This is a genomic window from Rheinheimera pacifica (assembly GCF_900108485.1).
Classification (GTDB): domain Bacteria; phylum Pseudomonadota; class Gammaproteobacteria; order Enterobacterales; family Alteromonadaceae; genus Alishewanella; species Alishewanella pacifica.
Genome location: NZ_FNXF01000004.1, coordinates 64,285 through 79,240 on the forward strand (window position 1 = coordinate 64,285; position 14,956 = coordinate 79,240).

Genomic DNA, 14,956 nt, shown 5'->3' on the forward strand with positions numbered 1-14,956 from the left:
CAGGGCTGCCAAAGCGATTTGGCGGCCCTTTTTGATCGCTTTTTCAGAAAGTCGCGGTTTTGTATCAGCAGCTTTACAAAACAGCGGTTTAGCAAGCATTAAGCTGTTATTTGCTGCCCCCTTCCTTTTTTTTAGCGCAAGCGCATTATTAGCGCCAACCAAGACGTAGTTTAGGACTATAACAATGACTGATAAAACTAATCCGCTGGGAACTGATGGTTTCGAGTTTGTTGAATACACGGCTGCTAATGCCGAGGGCATTCAGAAGTTAAAAGATTTATTTTATGCGCTGGGCTTTACTGAAGTAGCGCAGCATCGCTCTAAGCAAGCCTGGTTATATAAGCAGGGCGATATCAACTTTATTGTTAATGCTGAGCCTAACTCGCAGGCAGAAGAATTTGCCCGTCAGCACGGCCCAAGTGTGTGCGCTATGGCATTTCGGGTAAAAGACGCTGCCCATGCGTTAAAGCATGCAGTAGCTAACGGTGCTAAAGAGTATAAAAACCAGATTGGCCCAATGGAGCTGAATATTCCGGCTGTTTACGGTATTGGCAGCAGCTTGCTGTATTTTGTGGACCGCTATGGTGCCAGCTCAGTGTACGATGTTGACTTTAAATACTATGACAACTGGCAGCTTGAAATGACCAAGCACGGTGTTGGCCTGGAAGTGCTGGATCATTTAACGCATAACGTAATGCGCGGCAATATGAATACCTGGGCTGGCTTCTATGAAAATATCGGTAACTTCCGTGAAATCCGTTATTTTGATATTGAGGGTAAGCTCACTGGCCTGGTATCAAAAGCGATGACAGCACCCTGCGGCAAAATTCGTATTCCTATTAATGAATCGTCAGACGATAAATCCCAGATTGAAGAATTTATCCGCGAATACAAAGGCGAAGGTATCCAGCATATTGCGCTGACAACCGAAGACATCTACGAAACAGTACGCACGCTGCGCAGCCGCGGCATGGACTTTATGCCAACGCCGGAAACCTACTACAACAAAGTAAACGAGCGGGTAGTGGGCCACGATGAAGATTTAGAGCAACTACGTGAGTTACGTATTCTGATTGATGGCGCGCCGATGAAAGACGGCATTTTGCTGCAAATTTTCACCAAAACCGTGATTGGCCCGGTGTTCTTTGAAATTATCCAGCGTAAAGGCAATGAAGGCTTCGGCGAGGGTAACTTTAAAGCACTGTTTGAGTCTATCGAAGAAGATCAAATTCAGCGCGGAGTGTTAAGCAATGCGTAAATGGGCATCGTTTCCGTTAAAGGAAGGTGATGTATCAAGACAGGCGCATGCTGATTTCCCGGAGCAGGCGATATATGAGCGTGAAACCGGCCGCAGCGGTTTTTTTGGCCCGGCCACGCACTTTCATCACCGCCATGCGCCTACCGGCTGGACAGATTGGCAGGGGCCATTGCGACCGCACCTGTTTAACTTTAATGAGATTGGTGTCGATAACACTAATTCGCCGTGGGCTGTGCCCAACCTGCTGTTTAATGCGCATTGTAAAATGCGCACCTGGCGCCTTAAAGACAACATGAGCAAGCTGGTGCGCAACGCCGACGGTGATGAACTGCTGTTTATCCATGAAGGCAGCGCCGAGCTGTATTGCGATTACGGCCATATGACAGTGCGCGACGGCGATTATATTGTGATCCCGCGCTCGACTATGTGGCGGTTAGAGCCAAAAGAGCCGATGTTTATTCTGCTGGTAGAAGCCACTAACGACAGCTATCAGCTGCCGGAAAAAGGCCTGGTAGGTAATCACGCTATTTTTGACCCGGCCATGCTGGATACGCCGAAAATTGACGCTGCCTTTAAAGCGCAGTACAGCGAGCAGCAATGGCAGGTTGAGGTAAAACGCCACGGCCAGGTATCGGTGATTACTTACCCGTACAACCCACTGGATGCTATTGGCTGGCATGGTGATTTAGCAGTAATGCGCATTAACTGGCGCGATATACGACCGCTGATGAGCCATCGTTATCATTTACCACCGTCGGCGCATACTACCTTTGTTGCGCAGCGCTTTGTGGTGTGTACCTTTGTGCCCCGGCCGATTGAGAGCGATCCGGGTGCGTTAAAAGTGCCGTTTTACCATAACAATGACGATTACGATGAAGTGCTGTTTTACCATGCCGGTGATTTTTTCAGCCGCGACAATATCGAAAAAGGCATGGTCACTTTCCACCCGGCCGGTTTTACCCATGGCCCGCACCCTAAAGCCTTTGCGGCCGGGCGTGAGTATAAAAAGAAATTTACTGATGAAGTGGCAGTAATGCTTGATACCCGCGACGCGCTGGAGATGGGCGCTGCGGCGCTGGCGACGGAAAACCCGGAATACGTTAATAGCTGGAAAGTAAAACCAGAGCAGGCGAAGGAATAATAATGAAGTTAGCAAGTTTAAAAAATGGCAGCCGTGATGGCTTGCTGGTTGTCGTCAGCCGTGATTTAAGCCGCTGTGTAGCAGCGCCGGCAGTAGCCGCCACTATGCAGCAATTACTGGACAGCTGGGCACAGTTAAGCCCAAAGCTGGACGAAGTTTATCAGGCGCTGAACAGCGGCAAAGTAGACGGCGAAATGGCGTTTGACGAAGGTCAGTGTGAATCGCCTTTACCACGGGCATATCAATGGGCCGATGGCAGTGCTTATGTGAACCACGTTGAACTGGTGCGCAAAGCGCGTAATGCCGAAATGCCGCCAAGCTTCTGGACCGATCCGTTAATGTATCAGGGCGGTTCGGACGATTTTATCGGCCCGCGCGACAATGTTGAAGTGGTTAGCGAAGACTACGGTATCGACTTTGAAGGCGAAGTAGCGGTAATTACCGACGATGTGGCGATGGCGTGCAGCGCTGACGAAGCGCGCAGCAAAATCCGCTTACTGATGCTGGTAAATGACGTATCGCTGCGTGGCCTTATTCCGAATGAGCTAGCCAAAGGCTTTGGCTTTTTTCAATCTAAGCCGTCATCCGCTTTTAGCCCGGTAGCCGTAACGCCGGACGAGCTGGGCAATAATTGGCGTGAGGGCCGTGTGCATCTGCCGCTGCTGTCTACCTATAACGGCAAACTGTTTGGTAAGCCCAATGCCGGTATCGATATGACGTTCGACTTTGGTCAGCTGGTGGCGCATGCGGCGAAAACCCGCAATCTGGGCGCCGGTGCGGTTATTGGCTCTGGTACAGTATCAAACAAGCAGGGCACCGAATATGGTACTGCTGTGGACGAGGGTGGAGTAGGTTACAGCTGTATCGCTGAAATCCGCATGATTGAAACCATTCGTGATGGTAAGCCGACCACCGCATTTATGAAGTTTGGCGATACTATTCGTATGGAAATGCTGGATGCGCAGGGCAACAGCATCTTTGGTGCCATTGACCAGAAAGTAGTGCAATATAAAGCCTGAGTTTGACTCAGATTCGGTAGCATCACTGCGTACATTTTTTCCGCGACACGCCGTAAACCCATCCCTGGGGGCTCGACTCAGGCATCCATGCCTTCAACGGTCGCGGAAAAAAGTACATCCGTGCTTCTACCTGGCTCAATTTCAGGGGATAACAATGAAACTCTACGGCTACTGGCGCTCTTCAGCAGCATATCGTGTGCGTATCGCGCTAAACTTAAAACAGCTGACGTTTGAAAATCTGCCGGTGCATCTGGTTAAAAATGGCGGCGAGCAACATAGCCCGGATTATAAAACACTAAACCCGGCAGAACTGGTACCTGTGCTGGTTGATGATGATCTTAGCCTGAACCAGTCGCTGGCCATTATAGAATATCTGGACGAAACCTATCCGCAACCGGTGTTATTACCGGAAGAACCCGCCGCACGGGCTAAAGTGCGTGCATTGGCACTGGATATCGCCTGTGATATGCATCCGCTGAATAACCTGCGTATACTGCAATACCTTACCGGACCTTTGGCATTAAGCGAACAGCAAAAACTAGACTGGATTAGCCATTGGCTTAACACCGGTTTTAACGCACTTGAACAACGCTTAAAGCAAAGCGCAGGGCAGTTTTGCTTTGGCGATGAAGTGACATTGGCTGATTTGTGCCTGGTGCCGCAAGTATACAATGCTCAGCGCTTTGCGCTGGATATGAGTGCCTTTCCAACGGTGATGGCCGTGCACCACAACTGCCAGCAACTGGCTGCTTTTGCTCTGGCCGCCCCGGAGCAACAACCAGACGCACAGCTAAGCTAACTCAGCACAATATACTGCTGCCGCGATGTAATGACGGCAGCAGCATTTCATCTGTTTTGCTAGACGATTAGCTATATTCGCCTATGCTTATACAAATTTCTATCTTCCTGATATAAGTCTGCATTGCTTAGCTGGCAGCAACATGCTGTAGTAGCGCATGTTTAGTATTAACCGCGCAGCGGCTGATAAAGCCCAAGAGGTACAAAATTATGAGTAAACTAATGGCCGCAGTGAATCAGCGGACAAATCTGGTAGGTAATAACCGGCTGGAATTGTTGTTGTTTCGGTTGTATGGCTCCCAGCCGTTTGGCATAAACGTGTTTAAAGTGCGCGAAGTGCTGCAATGCCCGGAGCTGACAGAAATGCCAGGTTCCAGCCCGCATGTGCGTGGTATTGCGCATTTACGCGGTGTACCTGTGATGGTAATTGATTTAAGCCAGGCTACCGGCGGTAAACGTATTGAAGATTTATCTACCGCTTATGTGCTGGTAACCGAATACAACCGCCACACTCAGGGGTTTTTGGTCAGCGGTGTGGATCGCATCGTTAACACAAACTGGGATCAGATCATGCCACCACCCAAAGGTGCGGGCGCAGGCCATTATCTGACAGCTGTTACGCAAATTGACGGTAAGCTGGTACAAATTATTGATGTAGAAAAAGTCTTTGCAGAAATAACACCGGTTAACGAAGAGGTCAGCGAAGATATAAAAGTAAAAGCCACAGAGCGTAACTTTAAAGATTTGATTGTGCTGGTAGCTGACGATTCTGCCGTAGCGCGTAATCAGGTTAAGCGGGCGCTGACGTCAATCGGTATTCAGGTTGAACTGGTCAACGACGGTAAACTGGCGCTGGACTGGCTAACCGCCAAGGCGGCAGAGTTGGGTGGCGATATTTCAACAAAAGTGCCGTTGCTGATTTCTGATATTGAAATGCCAGAAATGGATGGTTATACCCTGACGGCAGAAATAAAAGCTAATCCGGCACTGCGGCAAATGCATGTTGTGTTGCACTCATCGCTTAGCGGTGTGTTTAATGAAGCGATGGTAAAAAAGGTGGGTGCAGATCAGTTTATCGCTAAGTTTCACCCGGACGAGCTGGTGTCTGCAGTACAAAAGTGGATGCAGACAGATTAAAGCTGATGCAGCATTGCAGAAGTAAACAGGTATTAAAATGAAAGTGTTTTCTCTACCCAAAAGGCTGCTTAACCGTGCTTTAGTTTATGCGGGCTTGTTCGGCATTATATTTCAGCTAACGGCGGCTTGTTACGCCTGGTGGCATGATATTGGTTTACAGGCAGGCTGGTTTTTAACCTTACTTGCGCCTTTGTTATGTATAGCATCCGGCACTGTTTCAGCGTTGCAGCTACAGAAAGAGCCGGAGTAACCTGGCTATTTGCGCGGCTTAAACATACCTTCTACCCGCACATCGCGGATGCCGGTTTCGGTAAAATAAAAATTTATCTGGCCGGGACCGCGATTAAAATAATAGGTTTCATCATTTAGCTGTAGCACAAAGTTTCCCGGTGCATTTACTGCCTGCGGATCAGCAAACAACTTGATGGAGTATTGCTCCAGTTGTAGTTCAAAACTGCTGATTGGATCGTTAATAAAATCGGGTACCCAGACGTGGCTGTTGCCTTGCAGAATGACAGCAATGGAATATTTCTGCGGTACGGATGGTACGTTAAGGCTTTGGCGGCCAACAATAAAGCGGTAGGTACCATCCTGGCGAAAGTAGCTAAAGCCGAAATCAAATGTCTGGCTGCTGTTGTTGGTAAGCGTTACTTTTCCCTCCCCACTGATATCGAACTGTGCCTGGCTCAGTGGTGTGAACAGTAATGCTGTACTTAGCAGCAGGTATTGCAATTTCATGGCTCTAGCCCCGTTAGCGGTTTATACCTGTGTCATACTCACCATCAGTTTCAGCTGTTGGCCTGGTTGCAGGTAGTTACCGGTATTAATATTGTTCCACTTTACAATATCAGACACTGAAACGCTGAAACGCTGGGCAATTCTGGCCAGAGAATCACCTTTACGCACCTTGTAGGTAACGGTGCGGGATATGCCTGCGGTGTTACCTGTTGCTGCAGCTGGTTGCCATATCGCCAGTGTCTGGCCTGGCTTAAGGGTAGAGCGCTGCGTTAACGTATTCCATTTAGTCAGGTCTGCTACTGTCACTTTGTGCTCACGGCTGATGTCCCACAAGGTATCACCATCTTTAACCGTATATTCCAGCTTAGTACCGCTATTAGTTTGTTGTTGCTGTACCTGGGCCACCTGGCTTAAGCTGTAATCTGCTTCGTCGCCGGCAGAAACCGGTAACATCAAATGCTGGCCAAGACGAATATTGCTGCCATCCAGCTTATTTATGCGCTGAATGGCACTGATATTAGTGCCATGCTTTTGAGCTATTTTACCCAACGTATCGCCTTTGGCTACGGTGTAGCGTTTCCAGCGTAGTAAGTCTTTGCTTGGCGTTTGCGCCAGTTTCTGCCGGAAAGTCTCTACCTGATTTACCGGCAATACTAAATGATGCGGGCCGTCAGGATCGGTCGCCCATTGGCTAAAGCCAGGGTTGAGTGCCTGTAACTCAGCCACGCTCAATCCTGCCATCTCAGCAGCTATTGTCAGGTCAATTTGGTTACTCAGTTCTACCACATCTATTTTCGGCTCATTGGCAATAAACTTCCAGACAATATCAAAGTCGTCCGGACGCTTAAGAATATCTACCAGAGCCAGCAACTTAGGCACATAAGCCGTAGTTTCGGACGGTAAATCTAACGACCAGAAATCAGTGGGTAAACGCTTTTGCTTATTACGTTTAATTGCCGCCAGGATCCGGCCTTCCCCAGAGTTATAGGCGGCAATGGCGTTGAGCCAGTCACCTTCGAGTTTGTCGTGCAGATATTGCAGGTAATCTAACGCCGCACGGGTAGACGCTACTACATCGCGGCGGCCGTCATACCAGAAGTTTTGTTTTAAACCAAAGCGCTTGCCGGTAGCAGGCATAAATTGCCACATACCAGAAGCGGCAGCGTGTGAGTAGGCAAAGGGATCAAAGGCGCTTTCTACAATAGGCAATAGTGCCAGCTCCAATGGCATCTGGCGTTTTTCCAGCTCTTGCACGATATGGAATAAAAACGGCTGGGCCCGGCTGGCGACTCTGTCCAGATAGGCCTGGTGGTTACTGTAAAAGTTACGTTGTTCTACAATTGGCCGCGTTTGTGGCACGTTAAAGCTCATCTGTAACTGAATACGTTGCCATAAATCTTCTAATTCTGTGGCATCAAGTTCAATAATGTCGTTGCCCGAGGGCTGGCCTGCACTCCATAACCGATTGGCTATTTGCTCGGCGCTGGCGGCGTGCTTATGAAAATCTGCCGGTTTGGTTTGTGGGGCTTTTACTACAGGAGGTATGTTAGTTTTGTCAGTGCTATCCGTGCTAACACATCCTGCAAGGATCATGGCTCCAGCCAGGGCAGATAATCTTCTCAGCATTATTTTGTTCCACATGTAAAAAATCGAATGTTACCTGTTCGGTCACTGAATGCAAGTCAGCTTTTAAACTGGTCCTTACTGGCTCTTAACCAGCTAAACAGCGCCAAGGCGCTATCTTTTTGCCATTTCTGCTGTAGGTTTTTGTTAGTACAGCGTAAAAATGGATTAATTTGTTTCTCTTTTGCTAACTCTGCAGGCAAGGTTGGCTGTTTTGCCAAACGTAGATCATGACAACGTTGCGTGTATTCGAGTAGCGCCGCGTTATCTGGTTCCACAGTTAAAGCAAATTTTAAGTTAGCCAGGGTGTACTCGTGGGTACAGTAAATCTGGGTACTGTCGGGTAAAGCCAGCAACTTTTGCAGCGATTGCCACATTTGTTGCGGGCTGCCTTCAAACAGCCTGCCACAACCTGCGCTGAACAGAGTATCACCAGAAAACAAAACGGGTGCTGAATAAAAAGCAATATGGCCCAGAGTATGGCCGGGCAAAGCGATGACAGCAAAAGTAAGATCTAATTGCGGAATGACCACCACCTGATTGTCGTTCACAGTTTCTATAAGCTGCGGGATGCGGCTATGTTCCATAGCCGGGCCTATTACTCTGACATTTGGAAAGTGCTGTTGTAGCTCCGTAATGCCGCCAGTATGGTCAGCATGATGGTGTGTAATAAGTATTGCCGCCGGTATTTTTTGCTGTTGCTGTAAAAATGCTAAAACCGGGCCCGCGTCGCCGGGGTCAACTACAATGCAACTGGGGTTGTCTTGCTGACACAACACCCAAATATAGTTATCCTCAAACGCTGGCACTGGAGTAATGTGATACATAATGACAACCACCTTAATAAATCCGGCTGTTAATCTAACATGAAACCGGCACTGAGCGAAAAAGACCGTACTTCGCCGTCTGACTGGCGGCAGTTTACGCAAGGACTGGCGCTGTCTGAGGCAATATCCGGTCAGTTGCAGCCCTGGTGGCAGCAGATTTTTGGTTATTACATGCTTAAAGTCGGTGATCTGAGCTGCCAGCTGGACACCAGCAACTGCAAAATTCAGCATCATATCGGTGTCGGCCGCTATTGCCCGCAAGCCCTGATGCTGGCCGAAGCAGATGCTTTGCCTGTGATTGAAAACAGCGTAGACGCAGTGCTGCTAAGCCATTGCCTGGAATACACTGCAGATCCGCATCATGTGGTACGTGAAGCACACCGGGTGTTGGTGCCGGATGGTTATTTACTGCTCAGCGGTATTAATCCATACAGCGCTGTCGGTTTTTTAAAATGGTTGCCGGGGCTGGCGCAGAAATATCCGTGGCAAGGCCGGTTTTTCAGCGCATCACGCATTAAAGACTGGCTGCATCTTATTGGTTTTGAAGTGTTGTCAGAGCAGCGCTTTTTTTGTTCAGCCATGCTGGCAAAAGACTATAAAGCAACCCGCTGGCAACTGTGTAATGAGCAGTATCTGAATTACTTTGGTGCCGCCTATTTGCTGGTAGCCCGTAAACGCGAGTTGCCGCTGACGCCGATCAAGCCTAAGTGGCAATTAAGCCCCGCCTTTGCTCAACAGGTGAAAGGCGTCAGCGCCAGACAACGCTCAGATTAGCTTTGCTGTTGCAGGTAGCGGTTGACGCTGGTTATCGCCTCGTCTGCCGCTAGCGTCATAAAATGCAAGCGGGAATTTTCTGCCTCCGGTGGCGGACAAATCGCAAACCCCAGGCTGGTATAACATTGCAGGGCAACACTATTGTGGCGGTGTACATACAGCGATATGTTGCGGCGTTGTTGGCTTAGCGCCTGAATAATCAACTCACTAATCAACGTTTTAGCCAGGCCTTTACCGCGTTGCTGCGGGTGAATAACCAGCCGGGCCAGATGATGGCAAGCAAAGCGGTCACATATCTGGCCAAAGCCCAGCACGGTATTGTTATCGCTATCAACTAAGCTAAAGCTTTGTGCTCCTGGCCGGCATAGCAGTTGCAGAAAACGCAGCTCGGTGCACGGATAATCAAAGTTATCACCGCCCCAGCTTTGTTGTTGCTCTGCGTTGCTAAACCAGTGTTGTAGTTGCAGCATTTCACCAACGCTGGCTAACACCAATTGGGTATTCATCTGTACCTTCTGCTTACTAAGGCTAAGCGGGATTTACCACATTAAATCATCAGGAATTTTAAAATCGGCGTAGGGGTCGTCTTCGTCTACCTGCTGTTGCTTAACGTTCAGCACAATAATGCTGTCACTCTGGCGTTGTTTAATTTTTTCGGCAACAGCGGCCGGCACCAGATAATACTGCTCATCCTGCTTTGCAATGGCTAACAGGCCGCGGCTTAGCTCGTCATGCAGTTTGTTATTCACATACAGCCGTTTAACCAGCTTACCATCGGTAAAGTTATAAGCTACTTCACCCTGAGCTTTAATGGTGTTGTTACTGATAAGCTGTTTTACCTGGGCGGCAATCGCTTTTTGTTGCAGTGCAGCTTGTTTTTGCTGGTTTAATACCCGGTCACGCTCTATCTGCTGCTGGCGCGTTTGCTCTGCCAGCACACTGGCTTCGTTGACTATTTTCTGGTTTTTTCCGGCCTGAACTTTTTGCTGGTGCTTCTCTTTTTTTACAGCTTTCAGCTTTTTGGCATCAGCCAGGCCAGCTTTTAATAGTTGTTCTTTTAGTGCATTACTCATGGTGTGCCCTGATCATTCAATGCTTTTTAGCGGTTGTCTTATTGCGCTTATAGTAGCGTAAAGGTGGCCAGTTAAGAAATCAAACTAACTCAATTTGCCAGCTTCGGGTATTATATAGCGGTAATTTAAGGTTTAAGAGGTTCACTTTGCCATTTAATGATTTATCGCTTGATCCGCGGCTAATGCGCTCGGTACAGCATCTGGGCTTTGTTAAGCCAACTGAAATTCAGCATGAGGCTATTCCTGCTGTGATGGTTGGCCGTGATTTAATCGTGTCATCGCAAACCGGTTCAGGTAAAACGCTGGCCTATTTGTTGCCAATGATGCAACGCTTGCTAAAAAGCCGGCCGTTGTCAAAGCGTGACGCGCGGGCGCTGATACTGGCGCCGACACGTGAATTAGCCAAACAGGTGTATGCCCAGCTGCGCTTATTTGTGTCTAATACACCGTTAACGTCAGCGTTGATCGTAGGCGGGGAAAACTTTAACGATCAGGAAAAGCTGCTTAAACGCGAGCCAAATATTATTGTTGCCACGCCGGGCCGTTTTGTTGATCATCTTGAGCATAAATCAGTATTTATTAATGGCCTGGAAATGCTGATCCTTGATGAAGCGGATCGGATGCTGGATTTGGGCTTTATGCCACAGCTGACAGTGATCAATAAAGCCGCAGATCACCGTTTGCGCCAAACCTTGCTGTTTTCTGCCACGCTGGATCATGCAGAAGTTGATGAACTGACACTGGCATTGCTGAAAAACCCATACCGTGTTGCTGTTGGCGCCTCGCATCAACAGCATCAGGATATCAGCCAGCGGTTTTACCTGGCCGATCACCTGACACATAAAGAAGCTCTGCTGCAGCACTTTTTACAGCAGGATGATATTAAGCAACTGATTATTTTTACCGCCACGCGCGAAGATGCCGAGCGCTTAGCGCAGTTATGTGAACAGCTTGGCCGCAGCGCTGTGGGGTTAAGCGGAAAATTAACGCAAAGTAGCCGTAACGCGGTAATGCAGGCTTTTGCGACCGGTAAACACCAGGTACTGGTAACGACTGACTTAGCCTCGCGTGGTCTGGATTTATTGCAGGTATCGCACGTTATTAACTTCGACTTACCCAAGCATGCAGAAGAGTATGTGCATCGTATCGGCCGTACCGGCCGTGCTGGCGCCAAAGGTCAGGCCATTTCATTGGTTGGGCCAAAAGATATTGCTGCATTAGAGCGGATTGAAGCTTTTTTACGCCAGCCCACCACTTTTAGCGAAGTGGAAGGATTGGCCGCTAAGTTTGATGGCAAGCCTAAAGTAGCAAAAGCAGCAGTTAAAGCCGTAGCGGGTAAAAAGGCTGTGCAGGGCAAAGCTAAAGCAAAAACGGTTAAGCCGGTAGTTAAAAACAAACCACAGTTTTTTGAAGGTGGCGACGATGGTTTGGCACCGGTAAGGCGCCGGCAAAAATAAATTAGTGCTGATTATTTTTTCAGCAGTATTGCTGCTACACTAAAATTGTTGTTGTTCAGCATGCTGACAACAACAGGGTTATCAGTAACGTGGCTCACGCTGCTGGTACGGTCAAAGCAGAAAATATTTTCTGTGCGGCAGGCAAGGTTATTGACCCCTTACTATGGCTTACCTGATAATGAGGGCGAAAATATATACGAGTCAGCTGAGATGACCGGTTATATTTAAGTCGCCAGCGAGCTGGCAAATTTAGTTAAAGTAAGAGAGTGTTATGTCACAGTTAATTTCCGGTTCAGTTAAGTGGTTCAACGAAGAGAAAGGTTACGGTTTCCTGGAGCGTGATGGTGGTAAGGACGTTTTCGTTCACTTCCGTGCGATCAATGGTACCGGCCGTAAAACTTTAGTTGAAGGTCAGAAAGTTACTTTTGAAGTAACTGAAGGCCAAAAAGGCCCACAAGCTGAGAACGTAACTGTTATCGGGTAATTCCGGCCAGGCTTGCATAAAACCGGCTTTTGCCGGTTTTCTGTTATCTGCAGAGTGCTAATTAATTAAAACGGCAAGGCCAGTTGCTGTAAAGCCGCAGTTTTAAAGCCTATTTGTAAACCTATTAATCTTACCCCTTGCTGCTGGCGGCGTTGCCAGGCTTCATCCAGTAGTGGCAGCAGTTTATCAAGCTGTAATGGCTGGCCTTGTTTTTCTACGGTAGTCTGGCGAAAGTCACTGAACTTCAGTTTAATACCCACTTTCTGAATCGGCGTCAGCCGTCCTGCCGCGGTGTTGCTGTAGTGATCCAGCCGGCGTTGTAACTGTGGCAGCAACTGGCTCAGTGTTTCTACACACTCGGTATATTGCAGTAAATCATGTTCCAGCGTGCGTTCTACTCCCAGCGATTTTCGCTGTTCACGGCTGCATACCGGCCGTTCATCAATACCCTGGCTGCGTTTTAACAGGCTATCGGCCAGGCTGCCAAACTGTTTTACCAGTAAAGGCAGCGGGGCGGTGGCGATATCGGCGCAGTAGTTTAAGCCCAACTGACTTAAGCGCTCGGCTGTTTTTGCCCCCACACCCGGCAGGCGTTTAAGCGGCAGTTTTTTTACAAAACTGCTCACCTCATCAGGCGTAATAACACATAAACCATCGGGTTTATTTTCATCGCTGGCAATTTTTGCCAGAAACTTATTCGGTGCCACACCGGCAGATGCGGTAAGGCCGGTTTCAATAAAAATACTCCGGCGGATATCTTCAGCAATACGGGTGGCACTGCCATGAAACAGCGGGCAATCGGTGACATCCAGATAAGCTTCATCTAACGACAATGGCTCTATGCTGTCGGTATAGCGGGCAAAAATAGCCCGGATTTGCCGGCTGGCCGCGCTGTACTTTTCCATATTACCACTGAGTAGCGTTAAGTGAGGGCACAGCTTTAACGCCTGGCCGGTTGGCATTGCTGAGCGCACACCATAAGCACGGGCAGGGTAGTTGCAGGTAGAGATTACGCCACGGGCTTGTCGTGAGCCGCCAATAGCAATAGGAATATGCTTCAGCGCCGGGTTGTCGCGCATTTCCACCGCGGCAAAAAAACAATCCATATCTATATGTATAATTTTGCGCATGCCAACACCATGGCTGTTTTTATATACAGTATATTAGGCTGTGTTTTTCCTATTGTAAAGCTGGCAACACAGAGTGGCCTGGTTAAACCAGCCATACATTTATTATTTAGATGTTTAGATGGCTAAATTGCGGGTGCATAAAGTCATATTTAAAGGTAGAATGGCGGCCAATTTTACTAAGCCAGTTTTGATTCAGCTGAATTTGATTAAGACTACGCGTGCAAGCCGCACCAGGAGAAAGCATGTTAAAGCGTGATATGAATATTGCCGATTTCGACCCACAGTTATGGCAAGCGATAACCGATGAAAACGACCGTCAGGAAGCGCACATTGAGCTTATCGCGTCAGAAAACTATGCCAGCCCACGGGTACTGCAAGCGCAAGGCTCTCAGCTGACTAACAAATATGCCGAAGGCTACCCGCATAAACGCTACTACGGTGGTTGTGAATATGTTGATATAGCAGAAGATTTAGCTATTTCCCGTGCTAAAGAGCTGTTTGGCGCCGATTACGCTAACGTGCAGCCGCATTCTGGTTCACAGGCTAATTCTGCGGTATTTCTGGCGCTGTTAAACGCGGGTGACACTATTTTAGGTATGAGCCTGGCACATGGTGGCCACTTAACTCACGGTGCTCATGTCAGCTCGTCCGGTAAACTGTATAAAGCGGTTCAGTACGGCCTGCACCCGGAAACTGGCGTGATTGATTATGATCAGGCTGAAGCGCTGGCGCTGGAACATAAACCAAAACTGATTATTGCCGGCTTCTCTGCGTATTCCGGTATTGTTGACTGGCAGCGGTTTCGTGATATCGCTGATAAAGTAGGCGCTTACCTGATGGTTGATATGGCCCATGTTGCCGGTTTAGTAGCCGCTGGTTTATATCCGAACCCGGTACCGGTAGCGGATGTGGTTACGACGACCACACATAAAACGCTGGCAGGCCCGCGCGGTGGTTTAATTTTAGCCCGTAAGAACGAAGAAATTGAGAAAAAGCTGAATTCAGCGGTATTCCCGGGTGGCCAGGGCGGCCCGTTAATGCACGTTATTGCGGCAAAAGCGGTAGCCTTTAAAGAAGCACTGCAGCCTGAATTTAAAACTTACCAGCAGCAGGTATTGAAAAACGCGGTGGCGATGTGTGATGCCATGCAGCAACGCGGTTATAAAGTGGTTTCTGGTGGTACACAGAACCATCTGTTTCTGCTTGATTTAATAGACAAAGACATTACCGGCAAAGAGGCCGATGCCTGGTTAGGGCAGGCGCATATCACGGTAAATAAAAACTCAGTACCGAATGATCCGCGCTCACCGTTTGTGACCTCAGGTTTGCGTATCGGAACACCGGCAATTACCCGCCGTGGTTTTAACGAAGCCGAAGCGCGCACTGTGGCAAACTTTATTTGTGACGTGCTGGACAGCCGTGGCGATGCCGGTGTTATTGATAAAGTGCGTGGCCAGGTATCTGAGCTGTGCAGCCGTTTCCCGGTTTATGCGTAAA

General features: G+C 48.6%; 16 protein-coding genes. 10 read left to right on the plus strand and 6 right to left on the minus strand.

Translation table 11 applies throughout. From position 1 onward, the window contains the following. Positions 1-184: 184 nt before the first annotated feature. The 6 genes from hppD (at position 185) to BLW68_RS06745 (ending at position 5,603) form a co-directional block, all read left to right on the plus strand. On the plus strand, positions 185-1,258 hold the full coding sequence (gene hppD / locus BLW68_RS06720) for a 4-hydroxyphenylpyruvate dioxygenase (protein WP_092791612.1): 1,074 nt from the start codon (positions 185-187) through the stop codon (positions 1,256-1,258). Then, on the plus strand, positions 1,251-2,399 hold the full coding sequence (locus BLW68_RS06725; protein ID WP_092791614.1) for a homogentisate 1,2-dioxygenase: 1,149 nt from the start codon (positions 1,251-1,253) through the stop codon (positions 2,397-2,399). The genes hppD and BLW68_RS06725 overlap by 8 nt, the downstream gene beginning before the upstream one ends. Before the next feature lie 2 nt (positions 2,400-2,401). Next, the gene (locus tag BLW68_RS06730; protein ID WP_092791616.1) at positions 2,402-3,418 is read left to right on the plus strand and encodes a fumarylacetoacetate hydrolase family protein; all 1,017 of its coding nucleotides are present in this window, start codon (positions 2,402-2,404) and stop codon (positions 3,416-3,418) included. A gap of 154 nt (positions 3,419-3,572) precedes the next feature. Next, the gene (gene maiA / locus BLW68_RS06735; protein ID WP_092791618.1) at positions 3,573-4,217 is read left to right on the plus strand and encodes a maleylacetoacetate isomerase; all 645 of its coding nucleotides are present in this window, start codon (positions 3,573-3,575) and stop codon (positions 4,215-4,217) included. A gap of 209 nt (positions 4,218-4,426) precedes the next feature. Further along, positions 4,427-5,353 carry a chemotaxis protein gene (locus tag BLW68_RS06740; protein WP_092791620.1) on the plus strand — a complete coding sequence of 309 codons (927 nt, stop codon included), beginning with the start codon at positions 4,427-4,429 and terminating at the stop codon, positions 5,351-5,353. Positions 5,354-5,390: 37 nt separating this feature from the next. After that, positions 5,391-5,603 (plus strand): hypothetical protein, encoded by a 213-nt coding sequence (locus BLW68_RS06745; protein WP_092791622.1) that lies wholly within the window; start codon positions 5,391-5,393, stop codon positions 5,601-5,603. A 5-nt stretch (positions 5,604-5,608) separates the two neighbouring features. Here BLW68_RS06745 and BLW68_RS06750 read toward each other — a convergent pair whose 3' ends face one another. Genes BLW68_RS06750 through gloB form a run of 3 tightly spaced genes read right to left on the minus strand, consistent with a single transcriptional unit; the run spans position 5,609 to position 8,541 of the window. Then, entirely contained in the window at positions 5,609-6,091 is a 483-nt protein-coding gene (locus BLW68_RS06750) for a hypothetical protein (protein WP_092791624.1), read from the minus strand. Positions 6,092-6,112: 21 nt separating this feature from the next. Further along, positions 6,113-7,717, minus strand: a complete 1,605-nt coding sequence (locus BLW68_RS06755; protein WP_092791626.1) for a LysM peptidoglycan-binding domain-containing protein — start codon at positions 7,715-7,717, stop codon at positions 6,113-6,115. A 56-nt stretch (positions 7,718-7,773) separates the two neighbouring features. Further along, complete coding sequence (gene gloB, locus BLW68_RS06760; protein WP_092791628.1) at positions 7,774-8,541, minus strand: hydroxyacylglutathione hydrolase; 768 nt, start codon at positions 8,539-8,541, stop codon at positions 7,774-7,776. Between the two features lie 39 nt (positions 8,542-8,580). On the opposite strand from gloB, the gene BLW68_RS06765 reads away from it, so the two are divergent. Then, a complete protein-coding gene (locus tag BLW68_RS06765; protein WP_092791630.1) occupies positions 8,581-9,315 on the plus strand; it encodes a class I SAM-dependent methyltransferase in 735 nt (244 codons plus the stop codon). On the opposite strand, the gene BLW68_RS06770 is transcribed toward BLW68_RS06765, so the two are convergent. Together BLW68_RS06770 and BLW68_RS06775 are read right to left on the minus strand one after the other, a co-directional pair. Continuing rightward, positions 9,312-9,821 (minus strand): GNAT family N-acetyltransferase, encoded by a 510-nt coding sequence (locus BLW68_RS06770; protein WP_092791632.1) that lies wholly within the window; start codon positions 9,819-9,821, stop codon positions 9,312-9,314. The genes BLW68_RS06765 and BLW68_RS06770 overlap by 4 nt on opposite strands. Positions 9,822-9,854: 33 nt before the next feature. Further along, positions 9,855-10,388, minus strand: a complete 534-nt coding sequence (locus BLW68_RS06775; RefSeq protein WP_068230054.1) for a DUF2058 domain-containing protein — start codon at positions 10,386-10,388, stop codon at positions 9,855-9,857. 146 nt (positions 10,389-10,534) lie between these two features. Here BLW68_RS06775 and BLW68_RS06780 point away from each other — a divergent pair, with 146 nt between their 5' ends. Both BLW68_RS06780 and BLW68_RS06785 read left to right on the plus strand, forming a co-directional pair. Continuing rightward, positions 10,535-11,845, plus strand: coding sequence for a DEAD/DEAH box helicase (locus BLW68_RS06780; protein ID WP_092791634.1), 1,311 nt, complete (start codon positions 10,535-10,537; stop codon positions 11,843-11,845). A 271-nt stretch (positions 11,846-12,116) separates the two neighbouring features. Further along, complete coding sequence (locus BLW68_RS06785; RefSeq protein WP_068230058.1) at positions 12,117-12,329, plus strand: cold-shock protein; 213 nt, start codon at positions 12,117-12,119, stop codon at positions 12,327-12,329. Positions 12,330-12,394: 65 nt separating this feature from the next. Here BLW68_RS06785 and dinB read toward each other — a convergent pair whose 3' ends face one another. Continuing rightward, positions 12,395-13,459 carry a DNA polymerase IV gene (gene dinB / locus BLW68_RS06790; RefSeq protein ID WP_092791636.1) on the minus strand — a complete coding sequence of 355 codons (1,065 nt, stop codon included), beginning with the start codon at positions 13,457-13,459 and terminating at the stop codon, positions 12,395-12,397. A 242-nt stretch (positions 13,460-13,701) separates the two neighbouring features. Between dinB and glyA the strand changes: the two genes are divergently transcribed. Next, on the plus strand, positions 13,702-14,955 hold the full coding sequence (gene glyA / locus BLW68_RS06795; RefSeq protein WP_092791639.1) for a serine hydroxymethyltransferase: 1,254 nt from the start codon (positions 13,702-13,704) through the stop codon (positions 14,953-14,955). Position 14,956 lies beyond the last annotated feature (1 nt).

What these genes read in the sequence shown, in the direction of transcription:
- hppD (WP_092791612.1), top strand. Translation starts at nt 185, where the DNA reads ATGACTGATAAAACTAATCCGCTGGGAACTGATGGTTTCGAGTTTGTT.
- BLW68_RS06725 (WP_092791614.1), top strand. Translation starts at nt 1,251, where the DNA reads ATGCGTAAATGGGCATCGTTTCCGTTAAAGGAAGGTGATGTATCAAGA.
- BLW68_RS06730 (WP_092791616.1), top strand. Translation starts at nt 2,402, where the DNA reads ATGAAGTTAGCAAGTTTAAAAAATGGCAGCCGTGATGGCTTGCTGGTT.
- maiA (WP_092791618.1), top strand. Translation starts at nt 3,573, where the DNA reads ATGAAACTCTACGGCTACTGGCGCTCTTCAGCAGCATATCGTGTGCGT.
- BLW68_RS06740 (WP_092791620.1), top strand. Translation starts at nt 4,427, where the DNA reads ATGAGTAAACTAATGGCCGCAGTGAATCAGCGGACAAATCTGGTAGGT.
- BLW68_RS06745 (WP_092791622.1), top strand. Translation starts at nt 5,391, where the DNA reads ATGAAAGTGTTTTCTCTACCCAAAAGGCTGCTTAACCGTGCTTTAGTT.
- BLW68_RS06750 (WP_092791624.1), bottom strand. Translation starts at nt 6,091, where the DNA reads ATGAAATTGCAATACCTGCTGCTAAGTACAGCATTACTGTTCACACCA.
- BLW68_RS06755 (WP_092791626.1), bottom strand. Translation starts at nt 7,717, where the DNA reads ATGCTGAGAAGATTATCTGCCCTGGCTGGAGCCATGATCCTTGCAGGA.
- gloB (WP_092791628.1), bottom strand. Translation starts at nt 8,541, where the DNA reads ATGTATCACATTACTCCAGTGCCAGCGTTTGAGGATAACTATATTTGG.
- BLW68_RS06765 (WP_092791630.1), top strand. Translation starts at nt 8,581, where the DNA reads ATGAAACCGGCACTGAGCGAAAAAGACCGTACTTCGCCGTCTGACTGG.
- BLW68_RS06770 (WP_092791632.1), bottom strand. Translation starts at nt 9,821, where the DNA reads ATGAATACCCAATTGGTGTTAGCCAGCGTTGGTGAAATGCTGCAACTA.
- BLW68_RS06775 (WP_068230054.1), bottom strand. Translation starts at nt 10,388, where the DNA reads ATGAGTAATGCACTAAAAGAACAACTATTAAAAGCTGGCCTGGCTGAT.
- BLW68_RS06785 (WP_068230058.1), top strand. Translation starts at nt 12,117, where the DNA reads ATGTCACAGTTAATTTCCGGTTCAGTTAAGTGGTTCAACGAAGAGAAA.
- dinB (WP_092791636.1), bottom strand. Translation starts at nt 13,459, where the DNA reads ATGCGCAAAATTATACATATAGATATGGATTGTTTTTTTGCCGCGGTG.
- glyA (WP_092791639.1), top strand. Translation starts at nt 13,702, where the DNA reads ATGTTAAAGCGTGATATGAATATTGCCGATTTCGACCCACAGTTATGG.